This is a genomic window from Enterococcus sp. AAFC-DPL-5146 (genome assembly GCF_058216635.1).
Genome location: NZ_CM177103.1, coordinates 1828880 through 1851816, shown reverse-complemented (window position 1 = coordinate 1851816; position 22937 = coordinate 1828880). Strand labels below are relative to the sequence as shown.

At 35.7% G+C, this 22937-nt stretch carries 27 protein-coding genes; 22 read left to right on the top strand and 5 right to left on the bottom strand.

Annotated elements, in window-relative coordinates:
- Nucleotides 1–32: 32 nt before the first annotated feature.
- The 3 genes from AC4BB2_RS08465 to AC4BB2_RS08455 all read right to left on the bottom strand — a co-directional run bounded on the left by AC4BB2_RS08465 (nt 33) and on the right by AC4BB2_RS08455 (nt 1842).
- Nucleotides 33–461: a GNAT family N-acetyltransferase gene (locus tag AC4BB2_RS08465; RefSeq protein WP_490472505.1), complete on the bottom strand. Its 429-nt coding sequence runs from the start codon at nt 459–461 to the stop codon at nt 33–35.
- Nucleotides 462–542: 81 nt separating this feature from the next.
- Nucleotides 543–1019: a threonine/serine exporter family protein gene (locus tag AC4BB2_RS08460; RefSeq protein WP_490472504.1), complete on the bottom strand. Its 477-nt coding sequence runs from the start codon at nt 1017–1019 to the stop codon at nt 543–545.
- Nucleotides 1020–1089: 70 nt separating this feature from the next.
- Nucleotides 1090–1842: a threonine/serine exporter family protein gene (locus tag AC4BB2_RS08455; RefSeq protein WP_490472503.1), complete on the bottom strand. Its 753-nt coding sequence runs from the start codon at nt 1840–1842 to the stop codon at nt 1090–1092.
- Nucleotides 1843–2040: 198 nt separating this feature from the next.
- Here AC4BB2_RS08455 and AC4BB2_RS08450 point away from each other — a divergent pair, with 198 nt between their 5' ends.
- The 14 genes from AC4BB2_RS08450 (at nt 2041) to AC4BB2_RS08385 (ending at nt 12387) form a co-directional block, all read left to right on the top strand.
- Nucleotides 2041–2739, top strand: a complete 699-nt coding sequence (locus AC4BB2_RS08450) for a DUF554 domain-containing protein (protein ID WP_490472502.1) — start codon at nt 2041–2043, stop codon at nt 2737–2739.
- An 82-nt stretch (nt 2740–2821) separates the two neighbouring features.
- A complete protein-coding gene (locus tag AC4BB2_RS08445; protein ID WP_490472501.1) occupies nt 2822–3211 on the top strand; it encodes a GyrI-like domain-containing protein in 390 nt (129 codons plus the stop codon).
- A gap of 212 nt (nt 3212–3423) precedes the next feature.
- Nucleotides 3424–4455, top strand: a complete 1032-nt coding sequence (argC, locus tag AC4BB2_RS08440) for an N-acetyl-gamma-glutamyl-phosphate reductase (protein WP_490472500.1) — start codon at nt 3424–3426, stop codon at nt 4453–4455.
- A 43-nt stretch (nt 4456–4498) separates the two neighbouring features.
- Nucleotides 4499–5251 carry an acetylglutamate kinase gene (gene argB, locus AC4BB2_RS08435; protein WP_490472499.1) on the top strand — a complete coding sequence of 251 codons (753 nt, stop codon included), beginning with the start codon at nt 4499–4501 and terminating at the stop codon, nt 5249–5251.
- Nucleotides 5248–6405 carry an acetylornithine transaminase gene (gene argD / locus AC4BB2_RS08430; protein WP_490472498.1) on the top strand — a complete coding sequence of 386 codons (1158 nt, stop codon included), beginning with the start codon at nt 5248–5250 and terminating at the stop codon, nt 6403–6405. The genes argB and argD overlap by 4 nt, the downstream gene beginning before the upstream one ends.
- Nucleotides 6398–7333, top strand: a complete 936-nt coding sequence (argF, locus tag AC4BB2_RS08425) for an ornithine carbamoyltransferase (protein WP_490472497.1) — start codon at nt 6398–6400, stop codon at nt 7331–7333. Before argD ends, argF begins: the two co-directional genes overlap by 8 nt.
- A gap of 232 nt (nt 7334–7565) precedes the next feature.
- Nucleotides 7566–7835 (top strand): IreB family regulatory phosphoprotein, encoded by a 270-nt coding sequence (locus AC4BB2_RS08420; RefSeq protein WP_086329829.1) that lies wholly within the window; start codon nt 7566–7568, stop codon nt 7833–7835.
- Nucleotides 7832–8260, top strand: coding sequence for a Holliday junction resolvase RuvX (gene ruvX / locus AC4BB2_RS08415; RefSeq protein ID WP_490472496.1), 429 nt, complete (start codon nt 7832–7834; stop codon nt 8258–8260). Before AC4BB2_RS08420 ends, ruvX begins: the two co-directional genes overlap by 4 nt.
- Before the next feature lie 46 nt (nt 8261–8306).
- On the top strand, nt 8307–8609 hold the full coding sequence (locus tag AC4BB2_RS08410; protein WP_490472495.1) for a DUF1292 domain-containing protein: 303 nt from the start codon (nt 8307–8309) through the stop codon (nt 8607–8609).
- 182 nt (nt 8610–8791) lie between these two features.
- Entirely contained in the window at nt 8792–9082 is a 291-nt protein-coding gene (locus AC4BB2_RS08405; protein WP_490472494.1) for a TIGR04197 family type VII secretion effector, read from the top strand.
- The gene (locus AC4BB2_RS08400; RefSeq protein WP_490472493.1) at nt 9079–9465 is read left to right on the top strand and encodes a hypothetical protein; all 387 of its coding nucleotides are present in this window, start codon (nt 9079–9081) and stop codon (nt 9463–9465) included. Before AC4BB2_RS08405 ends, AC4BB2_RS08400 begins: the two co-directional genes overlap by 4 nt.
- Nucleotides 9443–10732, top strand: coding sequence for a T7SS effector LXG polymorphic toxin (locus AC4BB2_RS08395; RefSeq protein WP_490472492.1), 1290 nt, complete (start codon nt 9443–9445; stop codon nt 10730–10732). Before AC4BB2_RS08400 ends, AC4BB2_RS08395 begins: the two co-directional genes overlap by 23 nt.
- A 25-nt stretch (nt 10733–10757) precedes the next feature.
- Entirely contained in the window at nt 10758–11135 is a 378-nt protein-coding gene (locus AC4BB2_RS08390) for a hypothetical protein (RefSeq protein WP_490472491.1), read from the top strand.
- Nucleotides 11136–11580: 445 nt separating this feature from the next.
- Nucleotides 11581–12387, top strand: coding sequence for a DUF948 domain-containing protein (locus tag AC4BB2_RS08385; RefSeq protein ID WP_490472490.1), 807 nt, complete (start codon nt 11581–11583; stop codon nt 12385–12387).
- Nucleotides 12388–12694: 307 nt separating this feature from the next.
- On the opposite strand, the gene AC4BB2_RS08380 is transcribed toward AC4BB2_RS08385, so the two are convergent.
- Together AC4BB2_RS08380 and rnhC are read right to left on the bottom strand one after the other, a co-directional pair.
- The gene (locus AC4BB2_RS08380) at nt 12695–13213 is read right to left on the bottom strand and encodes a hypothetical protein (RefSeq protein WP_490472489.1); all 519 of its coding nucleotides are present in this window, start codon (nt 13211–13213) and stop codon (nt 12695–12697) included.
- 159 nt (nt 13214–13372) lie between these two features.
- Complete coding sequence (gene rnhC / locus AC4BB2_RS08375; RefSeq protein ID WP_490472488.1) at nt 13373–14302, bottom strand: ribonuclease HIII; 930 nt, start codon at nt 14300–14302, stop codon at nt 13373–13375.
- A 351-nt stretch (nt 14303–14653) separates the two neighbouring features.
- Between rnhC and rimP the strand changes: the two genes are divergently transcribed.
- The 8 genes from rimP to truB all read left to right on the top strand — a co-directional run bounded on the left by rimP (nt 14654) and on the right by truB (nt 22934).
- Nucleotides 14654–15127, top strand: a complete 474-nt coding sequence (rimP, locus tag AC4BB2_RS08370; protein ID WP_490472487.1) for a ribosome maturation factor RimP — start codon at nt 14654–14656, stop codon at nt 15125–15127.
- Between the two features lie 96 nt (nt 15128–15223).
- Nucleotides 15224–16405 carry a transcription termination factor NusA gene (gene nusA / locus AC4BB2_RS08365; RefSeq protein ID WP_490472486.1) on the top strand — a complete coding sequence of 394 codons (1182 nt, stop codon included), beginning with the start codon at nt 15224–15226 and terminating at the stop codon, nt 16403–16405.
- 18 nt (nt 16406–16423) lie between these two features.
- Nucleotides 16424–16720 carry an RNase P modulator RnpM gene (gene rnpM, locus AC4BB2_RS08360; protein ID WP_490472485.1) on the top strand — a complete coding sequence of 99 codons (297 nt, stop codon included), beginning with the start codon at nt 16424–16426 and terminating at the stop codon, nt 16718–16720.
- Nucleotides 16713–17015 (top strand): YlxQ-related RNA-binding protein, encoded by a 303-nt coding sequence (locus tag AC4BB2_RS08355; protein ID WP_490474685.1) that lies wholly within the window; start codon nt 16713–16715, stop codon nt 17013–17015. Before rnpM ends, AC4BB2_RS08355 begins: the two co-directional genes overlap by 8 nt.
- 12 nt (nt 17016–17027) lie before the next feature.
- Nucleotides 17028–19592: a translation initiation factor IF-2 gene (gene infB, locus AC4BB2_RS08350; RefSeq protein ID WP_490472484.1), complete on the top strand. Its 2565-nt coding sequence runs from the start codon at nt 17028–17030 to the stop codon at nt 19590–19592.
- A gap of 34 nt (nt 19593–19626) precedes the next feature.
- The gene (gene rbfA / locus AC4BB2_RS08345) at nt 19627–19977 is read left to right on the top strand and encodes a 30S ribosome-binding factor RbfA (RefSeq protein WP_207696309.1); all 351 of its coding nucleotides are present in this window, start codon (nt 19627–19629) and stop codon (nt 19975–19977) included.
- A gap of 292 nt (nt 19978–20269) precedes the next feature.
- Nucleotides 20270–21505, top strand: coding sequence for a coiled-coil domain-containing protein (locus AC4BB2_RS08340; RefSeq protein WP_490472483.1), 1236 nt, complete (start codon nt 20270–20272; stop codon nt 21503–21505).
- Between the two features lie 508 nt (nt 21506–22013).
- Nucleotides 22014–22934: a tRNA pseudouridine(55) synthase TruB gene (gene truB / locus AC4BB2_RS08335; protein WP_490472482.1), complete on the top strand. Its 921-nt coding sequence runs from the start codon at nt 22014–22016 to the stop codon at nt 22932–22934.
- Nucleotides 22935–22937: the final 3 nt, after the last annotated feature.

Below are 22937 nucleotides of genomic sequence, written 5' to 3'. Positions count from 1 at the left end.
AGCCGATTTTTTGGCTGGTACTTTTTTAGTAATTATCTTTCCCAAACAAGTTTATATTCCAGTTCACCATTAGTATCAAATTGTTCTGAAACCATTTGAAATTCGTGTTTCTGGTAAAAATGTAAGGCATTTTGATTTTTTGCATAAACAGAAAGATTTAAGGTGCTGTAGGAACGTTTAACTTCGTTTAAAAGCTTTTGACCGATTCCTTGATTACGGTAGGCACTCAATACAAAAATCCCTGCAATATATGTCTCATTCATCCCTAAAAAAGCGACAATCTGCTCTGTCTCTTTGTAAATATACAAATCAGCTTGAGGTAGTTGCTGTCTAACAAAATCAATATTTTCTTGCCAGTAGCTTTCTGGAATAAAGGGATGAGCTTCGATATTTGCAGTCAGCCAAATTGTCATTATTTCTTCTAATTCTTTAGAAGTTAGCTTTTCTATTTTTTTAATCATTATTTTTTTCCTTTCTTCATTTATCTATGAAAGAATAATCAATGCACTCATCTATTCACCTCTTTTGCAAGTATCATAAATTTATTTTTCTTCTTTTTTTCGAATTAAACTCAATATCTCACGTTTTTCTCTAAAGTTGCGGATATTATGATTCAAAACCTCAGATAAAACCAAACCTAATGCAATTGCACCAGCAATCATGATTGCTTGAACCATGGAGTAAATTGCGGTCTCGTAGTTGCCGATAACTAAATTTCTGACTGCTTGATATGTAAGTCCACCAGGAACTAAGGGAACCATTCCCGGAATATTAAAAATCGTAACAGGCAATTTTAACGTTCGTGAACAAACAAAACTAACCGCAGCAACACTTAAAGCCCCCAATAAAGAACCTAAAGCCGCATTGCCACCTAATTGAATCGAAACCCAATAAAACATCCAGCCAGAAGCACCAGATAAACCACAAGCAACCAACGAACGACGAGGAACATTTGTAATAATGGCGTATGCTGCAGATGCTAAAAAACTAAAAGAAAATTGAACTAATAGATTAAACATGAATGATGGACCTCCTTAAATTAAAAGCGTAATGAGTTTGTCTATCTCAACAGAGAAATTTACCCAACTCTTAATAAAACAATTGAAAAACAAAAGCAATAGCAAAACCAATCATTGAAGCAGTCATCATCGCTTCTGTCCCTCTAGAAACGCCAGATAAATAATGCCCCGCCAATAAATCTCGTAAGGCATTTGTCATTTGAACGCCTGGAACCAAAGGCATGACACAACCGATTATGATCATATCTTGATTTATCCCTAATCCAATTTGAGTGCTTAACAGAGCCGCACAACCAATAGAAAAAGCTGCCAGAAATTCCGAAAGAAACTTGATACGTAAAACCCTTAAACTGGAGTAGTAAAGGCCATACCCTAAACCTCCAATTAAGCAAGTTAAAGGTAAATCTGTCCAAACACCGCCAAACAAAATCATAATAGTTCCGCTGACAATAGCTGCACTAACAAATCGCAACCACAAAGGAAAAAATTTACGTTCTTGTTCTAATTCTTTGAGTTGCTCTAGAAGTTCATCTAAAGTGAAAGTACCAGCCACGTATTCTCTGGAAAGTTGATTGATTCTTGAAACTTTTTCCAAATTGATGGAACGATTCAAAATCTGAACCATTCGAATTGTTGATGTCCCATCAAGTCCCACAAAAAGCCCCGTTTGTGTCACGTAGCTTACTAGTCGGTAGTCTCCAGAGGCCAATGCAATCCGACTCATGGTGTCTTCTACCCGATACATTTCTGCATCACTTTCCAGCATAATTTTCCCAGCTAGCAAACAGGTCTCCAAGACCTTTTCTATATCTATAGTTGTCATTTTGTTTCCTCACTTTTTAATTGTCTCTTTTTATCTATGATTAGTATAGTTGATAATACAGGTAAAAAATAGCACGAGACTACAAAAAAATAATTATTCATCAGATATATTGCACAATAAACGAATAATATTCCCCTTTTACTATTCCTATCGTATAATAAGAAAAAATGTAGGATGAAATAGGAGTGGGGTAGAGAAATGATTTTACTAGGTTCAATAGTCAATGGGTTAGCAATTATAATTGGGAGTTTATTGGGGGCTGTTTTACGAAATATATCAGAACAGATGAAAGATACAGTCACTAAAGGAATTTCTTTAGGGGTTATAGTATTGGGGGTTCAGATGGCTTTTAAAACATCTTCGTTTATTGTGATTTTAATTAGTTTGTGCATAGGTGCAATGCTGGGTGAAGTAATAAATTTGGAAGATAAGATGAATCATTTAGGGTTGAAATTGGAAAAGCGTTATGCAAAACCAGGCAGTAATTTTGCTGAAGGGTTTGTGACAGCTACGTTAATTTTTTTAATTGGTTCTATGGGAATCATCGGTGCAATCGAAAGTGGTGTAGCAGGCAATCATCAGACTCTATTTACAAAAGCTGTGATGGATGGATTTCTATCAATCATGTTAACAGCTACACTAGGTGTAGGCGTGCTTTTTTCTGCAGTACCTGTTTTTCTTTATCAAGGGATTATAGCGATACTAGCCAGTTTGATGATGGGATATATCCCTAATGAACTGCTTGATTTATTAATGAGAGAAATAAGTTCGATTGGTGGACTGATGATTTTAGGTATTGGACTGAATATTATGGGGATTACAAAAATCAGAGTATCTAATTACCTTCCTGGGATTCTTATTTTGATTGCAATTGTTATTGTTCAATTTTACATGTAATTAATTGGACGATAAATGATGACAGACAGTTGTCATTTTTATTATGTTATGCTCCTCCTAGACCGATGAAAGGGTGTAGAATATGACGATTCAGTTAAGTGAAAAAATAATCAGAGGAAAGAAAATTCGTACAAGTAACGATCGGGTGGATGAAATCATCTCATTATGGGGCGAGGTTTCAACGATGAAATTAGAAGGAGAATTTTTTGCAGTTTATTCTAACTATGAGAGTAATTTCAAAGGAGAATATGACTTATTAATTGGTAATGAGATAGCAGATTACCCTGATAATACTGTAATCTATAAAGGGGATTATATAGAAATTCCAGTAAAACATGCTAGTCCAGAAGCTGTAGGAGAAGCATGGCAGGAAATTTGGAAAGATGAGGATTTAGAAAAAAGACGTACGTATAAGAGTGATGTGGAACATTATAAAAAAGACGGAACCGTAGCAATTTATCTTTCAGTGTAAATTGTTTATATGAATCAGAGATAAAGCTTATGAAGCTTTATCTCTGATTCTTTTTTATTCATAATTAAAATGGATAACCACACTTTTTTGCATAAATATTTATATATTTGCATATTTGTAAATAAAAAACCATTGACTTGTACTGGGAGAGAACGTATAATATGAAAAACAACATCTGATAGATAAAAACTAAAAAGAAAAGAAGTGAAGTGATGAAGGTTTCTATTATTGGTGTTACAGGTTATAGTGGATTGGAGCTTCTACGTTATCTTAGACAACATCCATTTGTTGAAGTCGTTTCGATTCATAGTCATTCAATGAATAAAAAATCATTTAGTGACGTGAATCCACATTTGCAACAGCTAATCTCTTTGCCTTTAGAAGAAATCAATCCAGAAAAAATTATGGAGCAAAGTGAACTTGTTTTATTAGCAACGCCATCTGGAATTTCCAAAGAGTTAGCTGTTCCTTTTATAGAAGCAGATTTTCCTGTGATTGACTTATCTGGTGATTTTCGTTTGAAAGAGCAAAGTGAGTATGAAAAATGGTATTCATTTAAAGCTGCACCAAACAACCTAATTCAAAAGTTTGATTATGGTTTAGCTGAATATAGACAAGATCCAGAATCAAAATGGATTGCCAATCCAGGTTGTTATGCTACAGCTGCGGAATTATCTTTAGCACCTTTATTGATAGATAATAAAATTTTTCTAGATTCTATTATCATCGATGCTAAGTCGGGCATTTCTGGTGCCGGCAAAGGGCTATCGCAAAGCACCCATTTTTCTGAAACACATGATAATATGACGCTGTATAAAATGAACACACATCAGCACATTCCTGAAATCAGCCAACAATTACGAATTTGGGAGCCCAAACTCAAAGCAATTCAATTTTCTACTACGCTGATTCCAGTAACAAGAGGGATTTTTTTAACGGCTTATGCAAAATTAAAACAACCTATTTCTGACGAGAAATTAATCCAGTTATATGAAGAACACTTTGAAACGAATCCATTTGTCCGCATTCAAAAAGCAGGTCACTATCCTGTACTTAAACAAGTTATCGGATCGAATTATTGTGATATAGGTCTTGCCTATAACCCAGAAACGAACATGCTAACGATTGTAACCGTCATCGATAATTTAGGAAAAGGAGCTGCTGGACAAGCGATTCAAAATTTGAATATTTTTGCCGGATTTGATGAGACATGCGGATTAAATAATCTACCAGTTTATCCATAATAATAGAGAAGCGAAGGTTTAAAACACAGAGGGAGCGACAGATATGAAGAAGGTCATTGTTATAAAAATGGGTGGAGTAGCCAGTGATAACTTAACAAAATCATTTTTTTCGCAAGTTAATCAATGGCAAACACAAGGGAAAAAAGTAGTGATTGTTCATGGTGGGGGACATTATATTTCAAAAATGATGCAGCGTTTAGGGGTACCTGTGAAGATTCAAGAAGGCTTGCGAGTAACAACTGAAGAAACGTTGAAAATTACCAAAATGGTATTGATTGGCCAAGTCCAGCCGATGATTACAACACATTTTCAACAAGAAGGATTTTCAGTTGTTGGTTTAAACGCATCATGCGGTCAAATTATTACTGGAAGTTTTTTAGACAAACAGAGGCTGGGAGCTGTTGGAAAAGTAAAACAGGTGGATACTGAACTATTAGAGCATTTACTAAAAACCAATCATATTCCGATCATTGCTCCTTTAGGCTTAACAGAGACTGGAGAATGGCTAAACATTAATGCGGATCAAGTCGCTTGTAAAGTTGCCGAAGAACTGCAAGCAGAAAAACTTTTTTTATTAACAGATGTTCCCGGTGTAAAAAAAGAAGAACAATTGTTGGAAAAACTAACTACTAATGATATCTCTAAGTTAAAAACAGAAAAAATCATTAAAGGTGGGATGCTGCCGAAATTGGAAAGTGCGGTTTCAGCAATTAAAGGTGGTGTGGGAAATGTCCATATTACTAATAGAATCCAACATCCAGGGACAACAATCACGTCTACGGGGGTACATGCATGAGCTATTTATTTCCTAATTATCAAAGAAAAGAATTGGAGATCATTAAAGGATTCAAAAACACACTAACAGACCAAACTGGGAAAAACTATCTTGATTTTACTAGCGGCATAGGTGTTATGAACTTAGGCTATAATGATCCTGAGCTTAATCAAGTTTTAACAGATCAGTCGAATCTTTTATGGCATACGCCCAACTTGTACCAAAATCACTTACAAGAAGAAGTCGCTAAGAAATTAGCGGTAGGAAAAGACTATGTTAGTTATTTTTGCAATAGCGGTGCAGAAGCAAATGAAGCAGCAATCAAGTTGGCTCGTAAAGCAACAGGAAAAAGTAAAATCATCACATTTACGAATTCTTTTCATGGGAGAACATACGGTGCAATGAGTGCTACGGGACAAGAGAGTATTCATGCTGGGTTTGAGCCATTAGTACCAGATTTTGTTTATTTACCCTTTAATCAAATCGAACCATTAAAAGAAGAAATGAATCATCAGACAGCAGCTGTTATGTTGGAATTGATTCAAGGCGAAGGCGGTGTGGTGCCGGCAGATAAGAAATGGCTTCAGACTGTTCAATCACTTTGCCATGAATTTGGAGCCTTGTTGATTATCGATGAGATTCAAACTGGAATTGGCCGCACAGGAACTTTTTATGCTTATGAAAATTATCATATTGAACCAGATATTTTTACCTTGGCAAAAGGCTTGGGGAATGGGATTCCAGTTGGTGCCATGTTAGGTAAAAGTAGTCTGGCAAAATCATTTGGACCAGGCAGTCATGGATCGACCTTTGGCGGCAATAAATTAGCAATGAGTGTGGCAAACAAAGTGATTAATCGAATCAATCAACCAGCATTTTTAGAAGAGGTTCAAAATAAAAGTAAGCAATTATTGTTAGGATTAGAACAACTAGCTGAAAAAAGTTCGATTGTCCAATCGGTGCGGGGGAAAGGGTTAATGATCGGTATCCAATTATCTGATCAAAGGACCTTAAATCAGGTGAGCCAACAACTTGAAGCAGAAGGTTTACTTACTTTAAAAGCAGGGAAATCTGTCTTGCGATTATTACCGACACTAACAATTACAAAAGAAGAAATTACAGAAGCTCTGGCAATGTTAGAAAAAGTATTGAGTGAGGAGAAGGCAGATGATTAATTCGATGTATGGCAAGAGTATATTAGATTTAACAGAATTAACAAAAAAAGAATTTATATCAATTATTGAACTTGCAATCGCAATAAAAGCTAAACCAGAGGCCTATCGTGGCGCATTGTCAGGGAAAATTTTAGCGATGATTTTTGAAAAAAACAGCACACGGACTCGTATGTCATTTGAAGCAGGAATTATTCAGCTTGGCGGACAAGCCATTGTTTTAGATTCTAAAAGCACTCAAATGGGGCGAGGGGAACCAACCAAAGATACTGCCAAAGTAATGTCTAGTTATGTCGATGCAATCATGATTCGGACTTATTCAGATCAAATGGTCGCTGAACTGGCTAAAGAAGCATCGATTCCTATTATTAATGGATTGACAGATGACCATCACCCTTGTCAAATATTAGCTGATTTCCAAACGATTTATGAACAAAAAGGAAAAATTGAAGGAATCAAGCTAGCGTATATCGGTGATGGAAATAATATGGCTCATTCCTTTTTAATTGGAGGAAGCTTGGTGGGAATGGATGTAAGTATTGCGACACCAGTAGGATATGAACCCAAAAATACAATTGTTGAGATTGCTCAAAAAAATGCGAAAGATAGCGGAAGCAAGATTGAGATAGTAAATGATCCAGCTGAAGCTGTGAAAAATGCAGATGTTCTAGTGACAGATGTGTGGGCAAGCATGGGAGATGAGTCAGAGCAGCAAGAACGGGAGAAAGTCTTTAAAGACTTTCAAGTCAATAATCAATTAGCTGCTCAAGCAAAAAAAGATTACCTTTTTTTACATTGTTTACCTGCTCATAGAGGAGAAGAAGTGTCCGTTGATATTATTGATGGTCTGCATTCAGCAATTTACCAAGAAGCAGCTAATCGTCTACATGCTCAAAAAGCATTGATGGTTAAAGTGATGTCAGAAATATAGAAGACAGAAGCTAAACAAAAACAGTTTAGCTTCTGTTTGTTTTTATATGTATCATTTTAGTCAGTCGGAATCAGCTAAAAAAACTCTTATCTCTCTGATAATCAATTGATTTTGATAGAAATTAAAGGAAATCTTTAATATATAGAAGAAAATATTAAGTTTTGTTTGTAGTTTTGCTTTGTTTTTAGTAGAATGAAACTGTATGAATAGAATAAAAGTGAGGTGTAGATAAATGGGTTTTACAGATGAAACTGTGCGTTTTGATTTTGATGACAGTCGTAAGAAGGAAGTAAGTGAGACTCTGGCTACTGTATACAAGGCTTTAGAGGAAAAAGGATATAATCCGATTAATCAGATTGTGGGCTATTTACTTTCTGGAGACCCGGCCTACATTCCTCGTTATCAAGACGCTCGAAATCTGATTCGTCGTCACGAACGAGATGAGATCATGGAAGAGCTTGTTAAATTTTACTTATCAAATCATGGAATCACTATTCGATGAGAGTAATGGGACTTGACGTTGGTTCTAAGACAGTGGGGATTGCTGTTAGCGATCCGTTCGGTTGGACAGCACAAGGTGTAGAAATCATCCGAATCAACGAAGAGCAGGAAGAATTTGGTTTTGAACGTTTGGCAGAATTAGTGAAAGAATATGAAGTCACTAAATTTGTCGTAGGATTACCAAAAAACATGAATAATTCGATTGGACCAAGAGCAGAAGCTTCCATGGCTTACGGAAAGAAGATTGAAGAACTTTTCCAATTACCTGTTACGTACCAAGATGAGCGATTAACCACTGTACAAGCAGAACGCATGTTAGTCGAACAGGCAAACGCATCAAGAGCCAAAAGAAAAAAAGTCATCGATAAAGTAGCTGCAGTCATGATTTTACAAAATTATTTAGACGGCGCTGGAAATAAAATCTAAACAGCTTGTTTTAAAAACAAGTGTCAAATAAAAGGAGAGCAAAATAATGGCAGAAGAACATAACCACGATCACGAAGGACACGAACACATCACTTTAGTTGATGAGCAAGGAAATGAAACACTATATGAAATTCTTTTAACCGTAGATGGTCAAGAAGAATTCGGTAAAAATTACGTACTTCTATACCCAGCTGGTGTTCCAGAAGAAGATGACGTTGAATTGCAAGCTTACGCTTACATTGAAAACAACGAAGGAACAGAAGGCGAATTACAACAAATCGAAACAGATGCTGAATGGGATATGATTGAAGAAGTCTTCAATACGTTCATGGCGGAAGAAGAAGAATAGAAATTAAATGAGAGCTAAGTCCTTGGTAATAGGGCTTGGCTTTTTTATTTTTGAGAATATTGTTAGAAATAAGCTATGTCTTTTGATGATTGACAGGTGATAATTAATTACTTTAATTAATGTTAATATCACTTTTGGTATGATAAAATCAAAAAGATAATATGAATAAAAAGGAGTAAAAGATGGCAATTAACAGTAACTCAAGTATTGCTAGTGGTATTTCGGCTTCTTTTAGTCAGTCTGCTAGCGCATTAAATAGTATAAGTGTATCTGTATCAGCTTCTAGCACCAATGTTTCAGGAAATGCTCCAGCTGTACAATCGCTCAATAACTACCAACAGGGATTAGCCGCATTATCTACCAGTGTTGTTTCAGCTGGTGATAACATTCATTCTGTTGCGAAAGAGTTTGAACGAATCGATCAGAATATTGCTCAATTAACAAAATTTAACCTTCCGGGAGGTTTTTCATGAGTGAGATTCAGAAACAACAAGAATTTGATCAAAAAAATTATCAGTTTAGAATTCGTTTGGAACAACTTCAAGAGGATCAGTTAGAGATTAGAAAAGAGCAACGGTACATAGAAGAGCAACAAGAAGAATTTTTCCAGCTACAACAACAAGAACAGGCGGTCTATGATTTTGTCTTAGGTAATTGTGAAGCAGAAGAGCGAGCTTTTTTTGAAGAAAGAGGAGATGAGAGCCTTCATCTCGCTAAAAAAGCCCAGAGAGAATTTGATGAACAACTCGTTCAGCTAAAAAAGGACGAACGGATGTTGTTTGATCAAGAAGAAAATCTAAAGGCAGAGCAACAAGCTTTTTGGAAGAAGCCGGATGAAAAAGAAAATGGGGCTTAAATTTTATGTGAGTGAAGCACAGGCGAGATCATCACAAGCTTCTCAATTGACCAATCAAGCAAATCAGGCAATTGCATCGTTACAAGCAAGTATCCAACTCTTTTTATCTGCGCCACTATCTAGCAAAGCCTATGATTCAGCTAAAAATTATTTCATGGTCGCTTATACACCGCTATGTCAATCTGCTATAATGACAGGTGAAGCGCTGGAAAGTGCCCATAGAAAGTTTCTTAGTGAATATCAAGGAACAGTAAGTGGGATTGATACAGATGAAGACTTGATTTTAGAAGAAATCAATCAGTTTGAGCAGTTAAAGCAGCGTTTAGAACACCAAATGAGTACAGCTAAAACACCACGACCAGATTTAGAACGTAGATTTATCAATGCCTGCGAAAGTATTGATAAACGTCGAGAGAAATTAGAAAAGTTTCATGCCTACGATGGTCAATCAGCAAGTTTTTTTTCAGATTATGAAGCGAGTCAGCAAGAATTCAACACAGGTTTAGCACAGGTGGCCAACTCTAAAGCATGGAATCCAGCAACAGGTACTTTTGATTTGAAACGTTTAGACATGGCGTGGGCAAAACCCATTCATACACGTTGGAAGCAACGTGAAAAAATGAAACAACAAGTGAAGGATGCACGAGTAAAAAAAGCAATTGGTCAATTAGATGGGTATGAAATCGTTAAGAATGAATTAGGTCATTGGTATCTGATGAAAAACGGCAAAATAGTTTCCCCAGATAGATATCCAGAACTATATGCGCAATTGGAAATACGTAAGGATTCTTTAAATGAAAATCAGTACAGAATCCAACAAATAAAAATAATGAGAAATGAAATGCCCCTTGCTCCTGGAATGGGTGGTATATTAGGAAATCTAGGTAAGGCTGGAAAAATAGCGGATGCAATTAAAAAAGGTACAGGGGTACTCAAAGCTGGACAGTCCATTTCGGATATAATAAATAATGCGCCTACTATCAATGCGATGGATGAAACGGCAGAGCTGGATAAGAGCAGAGAAAGCGGTGAACCAGCTAAAAAACATAAAGATTTAGAAGTTGGAGAGCGGAGATTAGAATCAACTGGAGAGCCCAATTCTTCAACTGATTTATTGAATCCAGATGGCTCTGTAAAGAGAAGAAGATATTATGGTCCAGACGGAAAAGCAGTGGAAGACATAGATTATAACCATACAGATGATGGAACACACGAGTTTCCACATAGACATCAGTGGGATTGGAATAAGATACCGCCAAGACAATAAGCATGCATAAGGAGAGAGATATAAGATGAATACAATTCATGATTATGAAATAGAAAGATTTATAGTAGAATTTAAAAAAAATACAATATCAATAGATATATCAAGCGAACACAGGCAAAAACAAATTGTATTTCAAGAAGTATTTTGCTATAAATTTTATGAAGAGATGCCATATAGTATTATTTCAGATTTAGAAGAAAGGCCAATAGAAGATTTTTTTAAAGAAAATAAAGAATTGCTAGATCAAACAAAAAATTATGCTTGGCCGATAATGTATGATTCAATACAAGAACTGGCAGACAAAATTAAGGATGCTGGTGTACACTATCAGGTATTATCATCTTCATACGGATTAAATGGTTGGGTTTTAGCCGAGCGAGTGGAAATTATTGATGTTAAGTAACCTTTATTAACAGGTCTGATAATAAAAATAGTACAGAATTTAAATAGAAAAACCAGAAATCTTAAGTTAACAAGATTTCTGGTTTTTACATATATAGCGTTAATTATTCAGATTTGTATTAGATACGATAATGAGAGCGTAAAAGTGAGCCGTCAACCAGCGCAGATTTGTGCTGGTTGGGGGGTACCCTCCCTATGTAGAATGTTTCTCTAGGATCAATGAGAAGGAACGTGCAGTCATCTACACAGAAAATTCCTTTTATTCAGATTTTTAGATAGTGAAAAATTATGGACAACAGAAACTAGGTTATTTCTAGTCAGTTTGAAATGATAGCGGATAGATGAAGGGCAGTCCTAAGAAAAGAGATATCTTATAACAAATTAATATAGCTATTTTTTCTTACTTTTGGTATGGTTGTTTTAGTGTCATACAAGGAGAATATAAGATGAAAGATAAATTTAATGATCTTATGGAGCGGAATGAGATAGTCATTAAGAATATTGTTGTAATTGGGGACGTTCTCAATAAGTTGATATTTGGCATAGCTATAGCAGTAATAACCATATATATTTCTATAACAGCTAACAATATATCTAAAACTGCTAATAGCTTGACAGAAGTTTCTAATAATATTTCTAAACAAAACCTAGAATTAAATCAAAAAAGAGGAGCACCAGTTTTTTTATTTAAAGTTTTAGAACAAGACGGAATAAATAAATATCAGATGGAACTGAAAGAAGGGAGTGCAAAGGATGTTTCTATGAATTTGAAAATAACCGTTTTAATTCGTAATAAAACTAAAAATATGGCATTTAACAGTACCTTATACTCATACGAATTAGGAAGTGAAAGTGATAACAAATGGGTTTTAAAAGGTGAAAATTTAGACTTTGATTTAAACAAGTACGTCGTGGATATTGAAAATGAATTAATGCAAAGATTTGAAGGAGATAGTTTTTTACTTATGCGGTCAAAAGTAATTAGTGTTTCTTTTAGAGATTACAATAATAATTATCTCACGGAATACTATACTATTAATGATAATAATATTAAATTTGATAGTGAGCGTACTAAAAATAATGGGGCGTACTCTCTTGAGAATGAATATACAGCATCAGTGAACAGCTTAATAAAACCTGACATGGAGAATAAGTCTGATAATAATCAAGAGTACAAAAGTAAAGTAACAGGGCTAGTTGATTTCACTGAAGATGTTTCAACAGGGGATTTTAAAAATAAAATTACAAAATAAATATAGAATAGCATAGGGATTTTTGTCTGTATTCTATGTATAGCGCCCCACGCTAATGAGAATTTTAGTGAATGCCATTAAGAAAATGGTTAATGATATTCGGTGATTGACTATGAATATTTTTTTCTTACAAGTTACTAAATGATGATAGATACAAATCTATGAAACGCGATCGTCATTCATGGCGGAAGAAGAAGAATAGAGTTTAAAAAGAAAAAGCTGAACCCTTGATAAATAAGGATTCAGCTTTCTTGTTTACAAATATTATATAAGAAAAGGAGATGGCGACCGAGCGTCTCCTCTTTTATTATAAATCAAAATCAATATCGTTGTAATCCACACATGGTAAGTCTCTTGGATGGATTGAAGAATTAACAGAGAAAGTAATTTTTAATGGTTGAGCTGAATAATTATATAAATCAAAAATTCGGCCTCCACTAGTCCATCCTTTCACTGTCTCGTCTAATAAATTAGTGTGTACTGTTTGAGAAGCATTAGTATAGAAAAATTTTCTAGATGCAACTTGCCAGCTATAGCCATGATCATATAACTCTTCAAGAAAGAAGCTCTCTTTATTTTCTGATTCAGCTTTAAATTTTATTACATATTTTGATACAAATTCTTTTGCTCTTAAGCTACCTATGGAAATCCGAAGTTTTTGACCACTTTGAACTACTGATTCTTGTTTTGCGGGAGCCCCTCTCAATAAGTTAAAGGTAACAGGTGAACTAGAAGAGTCAACAGACTCTTGTGCCTGAACGTTACTATTTTCAAAAAACAATCCAAATGCTACCAAAAAAATTGCTATCAATAATTTCTTTTTCATAAAACACACTCCTTATATTTTGTAATATTATTTTATCATTAAGTAAGTTTAGTTTCAATGTGAATTACTTTTTGATTATGTGAAGTTGGACAAAAAAATTCAACAAGCAAAATAAAAAACACCTAAGACAATCTGAATCGTTGTCTTAGGCATTTTTTCTTATTTTGAAGCGATTTTTTTCGCTTTTTCAGTATTAGCAAAATGGAGTTTTACATATTTGCTTAATAGCTCCATGCCACCTTTGGCTAAAACCTTAGCAGCGACTTTATCAGAAACTGTTCCCGCACCAGAAGGAACTTTCATACCTAATTCTAGTGACTCTTTATCAAGCTCTTCTAAAAAGGCTGCTCGACTGATGATAGAAGCCGCAGCAACTGCTACATGATATTGCTCGCCTTTTGTAATGAAGTACAATTTTTCGTTCACTTGATTTTTTTCACTTTTGACATATTTTTTATAATTACCTTCAGGTGTAAATTGATCGATCAATATGGCGTCGGGCTTTGTTGGGGAGATTTCATTCAATAATAGATGAATTGCCTGATTATGCAAGGCAACTTTCATGTGGACTGCATTGTATTTAGGCTGAATCTCGTTGTATTTTTCTGGTTCGACAATCAAGAGCTTATAAGGAATCAATTCTTTAATAACGGTTGAAAGCTGGACAATTTGAGGATCCGTTAACTCTTTGGAATCTCTAACCCCAAGCGCTTTTAATTTAGCAACCATGCTTTTATCTACATAAGCGGCGCAAACAGTAACAGGCCCAAAGTAACTGCCGTTACCAACTTCGTCGCTACCTAAAACAGAAAGTTGACTAAAATTTGCTGGTAATGAACCTGATTTTTGAGTGGAAGTGTTGCTAGTACCTTTGCTTTGGAGGGGATTTCCCCATTTAGACGCTGCTTTTGCTGCATCTGGACCTTGAAAAACTATTTTTCCAGAAGTGTAGGCTGTAATAGTAGTATTTCCTGTTTTTGCAACAAATTCGGTATAAGGAACGTTTTTATTTAAACGATTTTTTTCGTAGAAAGCGTACATTTTCTTTATTGTATCTTTGGTTACTTTAATTACTTGAGTTTGAGACATAGTGGCGCTCCTTTCAAATCTTCTTATCTATAGTAAAACAAAAAATCTGAAAAGTGAAGTATGTTTCTTTCAAAAAAAGTTAAGAATATTGGAGTGAAATGCCTTTTATGATAACGCAAATTTGAGTTTATAGAAAATCTGTGTTAAAATACTTTATAAGTAATGATACTAGTTTGAGTGAGCGGATTTCTGCTCACTCTTTTTAATGGAGTAACATAAGGAAAGAAGAGAGAACGCTCGTTTCATTACGATTCTCACTATAGTTCTTTTTCCTTGTTGCTCAAAGCCTAATCAGCTTGCTCCGCTCTTTACTAGTGCGTCGTTACATAAATCTCGAAGGAGGCGAAAATTTTGAGTAGTGTTGTGGAAACTGTTACCGAGTTAGTCACACCAATCTTAGAAAAACAAAATTTTGAACTTGTAGAAGTAGAGTTTGTCAAGGAAGGAAGAGACTGGTTTCTCCGCGTCTTTATTGATAAAGAAGGCGGCATTGATATCTTAGACTGTGCCCTTGTTAGTGAACAGCTAGATGAAAAGCTTGATGCTATGGATCCTGATCCGATTCCTCAAGCGTACTTCTTAGAAGTGTCCTCACCGGGAGCTGAACGTCCGTTGAAGAAAGAAAGCGACTATGAACAAGCGGTTGGAGAATACATTCATCTTTCACTCTATCAAGCAGTTGACGGTGAGAAACAATTTGAAGGTACTTTAAAAACACTTGATAAAGATCAGTTGACCTTGACAGTCAAAATTAAAACAAGAGTCAAAGACTATACATTTGAACGAAAAAACATTGCAAAAGCTCGTTTAGCAATTCAATTTTAAAAGTAAAAAGACTATCACGGGCTAGAATTGACCCGCTTAAAGGTTGATCAGTACCGTTCACCTTTCATTTAAACAGTAGGAGGAAATGATAAAAAAATGAGCAAAGAAATGTTAAATGCATTGGATGCATTAGAAGCTGAAAAAGGTATTTCTAAGGAGATCGTGATTGATGCGTTGGAAGCAGCATTAGTTTCCGCATACAAAAGACATTACGGACAAGCCCAAAACGTTGAAGTAGAATTTGACGGAAAAAAAGGGAATATCCACGTTTATGCAGTGAAAGAAGTAACAGAAGAAGTATTTGATTCACAACTAGAAGTATCATTGAAAGAAGCGATGGAAGTTAACAAAGCTTACGAAATTGGCGATAAAATCCGTTTTGAAGTAACGCCAAAAGATTTTGGCCGGATTGCAGCCCAAACAGCTAAACAAGTTATCTTACAACGTGTTCGTGAAGCTGAAAGAAACATCATTTATAACGAATTCAGTGCTTATGAAAATGACATCATGCAAGGGATTGTCGAAAGACAGGACCGTCGCTATATTTATGTAAACTTAGGTAAGATCGAAGCTGTTTTATCTAAACAAGATCAAATGCCAAATGAGTTTTATCAACCTCATGATCGTATCAAAGTATATGTTTCAAGAGTTGAAAACACATCAAAAGGCCCGCAAGTCTTTGTTAGCCGCAGCCATCCAGATTTATTGAAGCGATTATTTGAACAAGAGATTCCAGAAGTATATGATGGAATAGTAGAAATCGTCAGCATTGCTCGTGAAGCTGGGGATCGTTCAAAAGTTTCTGTTCGTTCGACTGACCAGAATATCGATCCTGTTGGAACTTGTGTTGGACCAAAAGGACAGCGTGTTCAAGCAATCGTAAATGAATTAAAAGGTGAAAATATGGATATCGTTGAATGGAGCGAAGATCCAGCTGTTTTCATCAGTAATGCACTGAACCCGGCGCAAGTAGTAGACGTTATTTTTGATCCAAATAACAGCAAAGCCTGCACAGTCGTTGTTCCAGATTATCAGTTATCACTGGCTATTGGTAAAAGAGGTCAAAATGCTCGTTTAGCAGCAAAATTGACTGGTTTTAAAATCGATATCAAACCAGAATCTGAAATGGAAGAATACTATGCACAACAAGCAGATCATCAAGAAGCTTCTCCAGAAGAAGTTCATGATGATGTTATTGTAGAATCTGACATGACTGCTGATGATTACGAAAACATAGAGTTTGAAGAAAAAGTAGCAGAAAACGAAGAACAAGTCTAACGATTTGGAGGGAATCACATGAAAAAAAGAAAAGTCCCGATGCGTAAATCTGTTGTTTCAGGTGAAATGAAACCGAAAAAAGAATTAGTTCGAATCACTCGTTCTAAAGAAGGCGAAGTTGCTATTGACCCAACAGGGAAAATGCCAGGCCGGGGTGCCTATGTTTCCCTTGAACCTAAAGAAGTTCAAGAAGCGTGGGATAAACATATCTTAGATCGTGTGTTGGAAACGAAATTGACGGATGCGTTTTACCAAGAATTATTAGATTATGTTGAACATCAAAAAGCACGTAAAGAGTTGTTTGGCAATGAATAAAGAGAAAATACTGAATTTATTAGGTTTGGCTATGAGAGCTGGAAAGCTAGTAACTGGTGAAGAATTAACAATCGGTGATATCCGTAGCAATAAAGCAAAATTTGTTTTTGTTGCCGCAGATGCTAGTGATAATACAAGAAAGAAAATAAAGGACAAATGTTCTTATTACAAAGTTCCTTGCAATGAGTCGTTTCTTCATTCGGAGATAAGTCAAGCGATTGGCAGAACACGTATGGTAATCGGCATTAATGACCAAGGTTTTGCGACCAAGTTCAAGGAACTAATCAAAGGTTAGGAAGGTGATTGCATGGGGAAAAAAAGAATTTATGAATTAGCAAAAGAAATCAATCAATCGAGTAAAGATGTTGTGGAGAAAGCACATACTTTAGGTATGGATGTGAAAAATCACATGGGCGCTATTTCTTCTGATGACGAATCAAAACTTCGTCAAGCGTTCGGAGGAAACAAACCAGCTCAATCACAACAAAAACCCGTAGCTAAACCACAAGCAGCACAAAGTGGTCAAGCGCAAACAAAACCAGCAAATCCAAAACCAGCTAACCAAAATGGAAATAGACCAAACCAAAATCAACATAAACCGCAACAAACAGGACAAAATCGTCCACAACAAAACAATCAAAATCAAAATCGTCCTGTACAAACTGGACAACAAAACAATCAAAACCGTAACAACCAAAATCGAAACATGCAAGGAAGCAGCCAAAATATGACTCAAAATCGCCCAAATCAGGGACAGCAAAATCGTCCTCAACAAAATAACCAAAATCGTCCCGCACAAGCTGGACAACAAACGAATCAAAACCGTAACAATCAAAATAACACGAGCCAAAACCGCAATACACAAAGCAACACTCAAAACACAACTCAAAATCGCCCAGCACAAGCTGGACAACAAAACCGTCCGCAACAAGGACAAGGTAGTAACAATACACAAGGTAACCAAAATCGTAATAATAGTTTTGGCGGCGGTGGACAAAACCGTAACCGTAATGGCTACAATAACCAAAACCGCAATAGATTCAATAAAAAAGGCAAAAAAGGCAAATACCAAGAATCAACAAAACCAGCAGTTCCAGCACGTAAGTTCCGTGAATTACCAGACGTATTAGAATATACAGAAGGCATGAACGTAGCAGACATCGCGAAGAAAATTCACCGTGAGCCGGCAGAAATCATCAAAAAACTCTTTATGATGGGTGTTATGGTTAACCAAAACCAATCTCTAGATAAAGAAACGATTGAACTATTAGCAGTTGACTATGGTATGGAAGCGCAAGAAAAAATTCAAGTAGATGTAGCGGATATCGATAAATTCTTCGAGCCAGAAGCATTAGTTGAAGAAAATCTTGTTACCCGTCCTCCAGTTGTAACAATTATGGGTCACGTTGACCATGGTAAAACAACATTGCTTGATACTTTACGTAATTCACGAGTAACTTCAGGAGAAGCTGGCGGTATTACTCAACATATCGGTGCATATCAAATTGATATCGATGGTAAACCAATTACTTTCTTAGATACACCAGGACATGCGGCCTTTACAAGTATGCGTGCTCGTGGAGCTGGTATTACTGATATTACGATTTTAGTAGTTGCAGCAGACGATGGTGTAATGCCTCAAACAATTGAAGCAATCAACCATGCTAAAGCGGCTGAAGTGCCAATTATTGTTGCAGTTAACAAAGTAGATAAACCAGGTGCAAACCCTGACCACGTGAAACAAGAATTAAGTGAACATGGTTTGATTCCAGAAGAATGGGGCGGAGATACGATCTTCGTAAATATTTCAGCGAAATTCAACCAAAACATCGATGAATTATTAGAAAATATTCTTTTAATTGCAGAAGTGGAAGACTTGAAAGCTGACCCAACACAGCGCGCTATCGGTACAGTAATCGAAGCTCGTTTAGATAAAGGAAAAGGTCCAGTTGCAACGTTACTTGTTCAACAAGGTTCTCTAAAAGTTGGTGACCCAATCGTTGTCGGAAATACCTTTGGACGTGTTCGTGTAATGACGAATGACATTGGCCGCCGTGATAAAGCTGTAGGTCCAGCAACACCAGTTGAAATCACTGGTTTGAATGATGTACCGCAAGCGGGCGATCGTTTTGTAGTCTTTGAAGATGAAAAAACAGCGCGTCAAGCTGGTGAAGAACGTGGCAAACGTGCACAGCTTGAACAACGTTCATCAAATAATCGTGTAACATTAGACAACTTGTTTGAAAGCTTAAAAGAAGGCGAATTGAAAGATGTTAACGTGATTATCAAAGCAGATGTACAAGGTACGGCTGAAGCTCTTGCTGCTAGCTTACAAAAAATCGAAGTTGCTGGTGTTCGTGTGAAAATCGTTCACTCGGCTGTTGGTGCAATTAATGAAAGTGATGTTACACTTGCCGCAGCAAGTAATGCGATCATCATTGGATTTAACGTTCGTCCAACACCACAAGCAAAACAACAAGCAGATCAAGAAGAAGTAGATATCCGTTTACACCGTATCATCTACAAAGCAATCGAAGAAATCGAAACAGCAATGAAAGGTATGCTTGATCCTGAATTTGAGGAAAAAATTACTGGTCAAATGACTGTTCGCGAACTTTATAAAGTGTCTAAAGTTGGAACGATTGCTGGTTGTTACGTAACAGAAGGTTCTATCCGTCGTGATAGCGGCGTTCGTGTAATCCGTGACGGAATCGTTATCTTTGAAGGCAAATTATCTAGTTTGAAACGTTTCAAAGACGATGCTAAAGAAGTTAAACTTGGCTTTGAATGTGGTGCGATGGTTGAAAACTTCAACGATCTTAAAGTTGATGATGTAATCGAAGGTTTTGTTATGGAAGAAATCAAACAATAATAACAAATAAAAATAAGAAAGAAGGAGAAACAGTATGGCAAATTATCGTGACCGCCGAGTAGGTCAAGAAATTATGCGTGAAATCAATGATATATTGAGAAAACGTGTAAGAGACCCACGTGTGCAAGACATTACGATTACCGATGTTCGAGTAACTGGTGATCTGCAGCAAGCGACGATTTATTACAGTTTGTTATCTGATCTAGCTTCTGATCAACAAAAAGCACAACAAGGATTAGATAAAGCAAAAGGATTGATTCGTAAAGAATTAGGCCAGCATTTGACACTATATAAAACGCCGGAATTGATTTTTGAAAAAGATGAATCTGTTCAATATGGCAATCATATTGATGACTTAATTCGTAAGTTGAATCAAGGAGAATAGTTTGACTTTATGACAAATCGTTTGTCGAAACTTTAAAGAATATTAAAGTGACTAAACTCGAACTAAAAACCAAATATAGAAAAAAGCCAAATGGGATGCTTCCTGTTTGGCTTTTTTTCATCATTTTCGAAAGAATTCTGTGGTTTCATAAGTAACTTTTGGCAAAAAAGTATTTTTGTAACTATATTGAAAGAAATTGTAACACTTTTATCAATCAAATAAACAAATTTTGTGATATGATTATAAGATACAAGACTTATTAAAACAACCACAAAAAATTGGAGGTTTAATTGTGAAGAAAATAAAATTATCATTAGTAATAGCTTGCTTGGTTACAGTTACGGGGACAATAGCACCAATCAGCTCATTGGCCGAAACAACTGATAAAAAAATAGAACAACAAGATAAAGAAATTTCAGCATTAAAATCGAAACAAAAAGAGGTAACTGCACAGATTACTACGTTGGAAGAGGAAATATCTTCGATTTACAATGAAGGAATTAATTTAAATAAACAAAAAACAGATTTAAGCAAACAATCTGAACAACTAAAAAAAGACATCGTTGCTTTAGATGTACGAATCAATAAACGTACAGAAGCAATTCAAAAACAAGGAAGAAATGTCCAAGTAAATGGGCAAGGAACTCAAATTCTTGATATTATTTTAAATTCAGAATCTATTTCAGATGCAGTAGGTCGTGTTCAAGCGATTTCTTCAATTTTGACAGCAAATAATGATTTAGTTCAACAACAAAAAGAAGACAAATCACTTGTTGAAAGTAAAAAATCTAATATTGAAAGTAATTTAGATGCCATTGAAAAGGCAACTAGTCAACTTGAAAAAGAAAAAGAAAATCTTGTTGATAAACAAGCGGATTTGAATATTTTAAAAGCTGGGATAGACGCCGATACATCTGGTGCTGAAAATTCAAAAAATTCACTATTAAAACAACAACAAGAAGCACTAAAAGCTCAGCTTGCAAATGAAGCAAAAAAGAAAGAAGTAGAAAAAGCTGCTACATCTAAAGAATCAGAGAAACAATCTGCTCAAAACGAAAAAACGACGACTACAACCGATAGCACTAAAGAATCTAATTCAAATGAATCTCAAGAGACTGTCAATGATAACAATTCAAATAATCAAGAAATCACTAAACCATCTGAAAATCCTGGTAATCCAGTAACGCCGCCAGTTACTTCTGGTGATGCAACATTTCAAGCATTAAATGCTTTACGTGCGGCTCATGGATTGAATCCAGTAAGTTGGGATCCAGGACTTGCCGCTGCAGCAACTAGCAGAGCTTCAATCATGCAAGATTTCCAAGTGCCATCAGATCATTGGAATAGAGGAGATGAAGTGATTGCTTTCATGTTTGCTCCAGGAAATTCTGTAATTATGGCTTGGTATAATGAGACGAATATGTCATCTCCGTCTGGTACAGGTCATAGAGATTGGGAATTGAATCCTGGTATGTCTCGAGTTGGATTTGGCTATGTAGGAGACGTAATTGTGGGGCATTCTGCATAAAAATAGTAACATTTTCCGAAGAACATTTATTGATTTTTTTACTGTGAAGGCAAGAGAATCGGAAGAATTAAATTAATTGTTTAAAGCTTAGAGAGGATTTGCTCTAAGCTTTTTTTACTTTTTTAAAGTATTAAGCCAATATTATAAAGTTTAAACTATCGGATAAAATGCCTGTGAAAAATTGGACCAACTATTGATAAGCGGCGAACGAATCAATCAAAAAATAACGCATTCAACGGAAACCATATTAGCGATAAATGCGCCAATGGCACGAGCTTTTCCTGTTCCAATAGGAATGTGAATGGTCTTTTTAAGTTAGAAAGGAAATTAATCAACTCCTAAAATAGTTAATGAAACACATTTAATAGCTTAGTGAAGATTAACAGTAATTGTTTACATTTGACTAAGTCTGTTCGAAAGATAAATAAATTGAACTACTTCATTTTTTCATTTTTTTTACCCTTCTATGCTATAATAAACAAGTTAGTAATGTAAACGGAGGAAAACAATGGACGGTATTTTACCTTTATGGAAAGAAGCTGGCATGACAAGTCATGACTGTGTTTTTAAACTAAGGAAAATTTTACATACAAAAAAAATTGGTCACGGTGGTACATTAGATCCAGACGTATCTGGGGTTTTACCTATTTGTATCGGTAAAGGAACGAAAGTAATTGAATACATGGTTGATTCTGGCAAAACATACGAAGGAGAAATCACACTAGGTTTTTCTACGACAACAGAAGATGCAAGTGGAGAAATTGTTGAGAAGGTAAAGCTCTCTCAACCTTTTTCAACAGAAGAAATTGATGCAGCTATGAAGAAGATGACAGGGGAAATCACGCAAATTCCGCCGATGTTTTCAGCAGTTAAAGTTAATGGAAAACGATTATATGAATACGCTAGAAATGGCGAAGAAGTTGAACGGCCAGTTAGAAAAGCGATGATCTATTCTTTTCAAAGGACGAGTGAGCCTGTATTTGATGCAGAAAAAGGAACGCAAAGTTGGCGTTTTAAAGTGGAGTGTGGGAAAGGGACCTATGTTAGAACCTTATCTGTAGACACAGGAATAGCTCTAGGTGTGCCTGCTCATATGTCTGATTTAACGCGCACAGCAAGTGGTGGTTTAATTGCTGAACAATGTTTGACGTTAGAACAAGTCGCAGAAATAATGGCGAATAACGCTATTGATGAAACCTTATTGCCAATTGAAAGGGCTATTGAACAATTTCAACGAGTTGATCTAACAGATGGACTTTACCAAAAAGTGAAAAATGGTGTTCGTTTAACTCCTGCCGAACTTGGATTAAAAGAAATGCCTGATGATTTGTTAGCCTTGTTTTATAAAAATCAAGTTGTTAGTCTATATATGGCGCATCCAACCAAACCTAATGTATTAAAACCTAGCAAAGTGCTAAGAAATAATTAATAG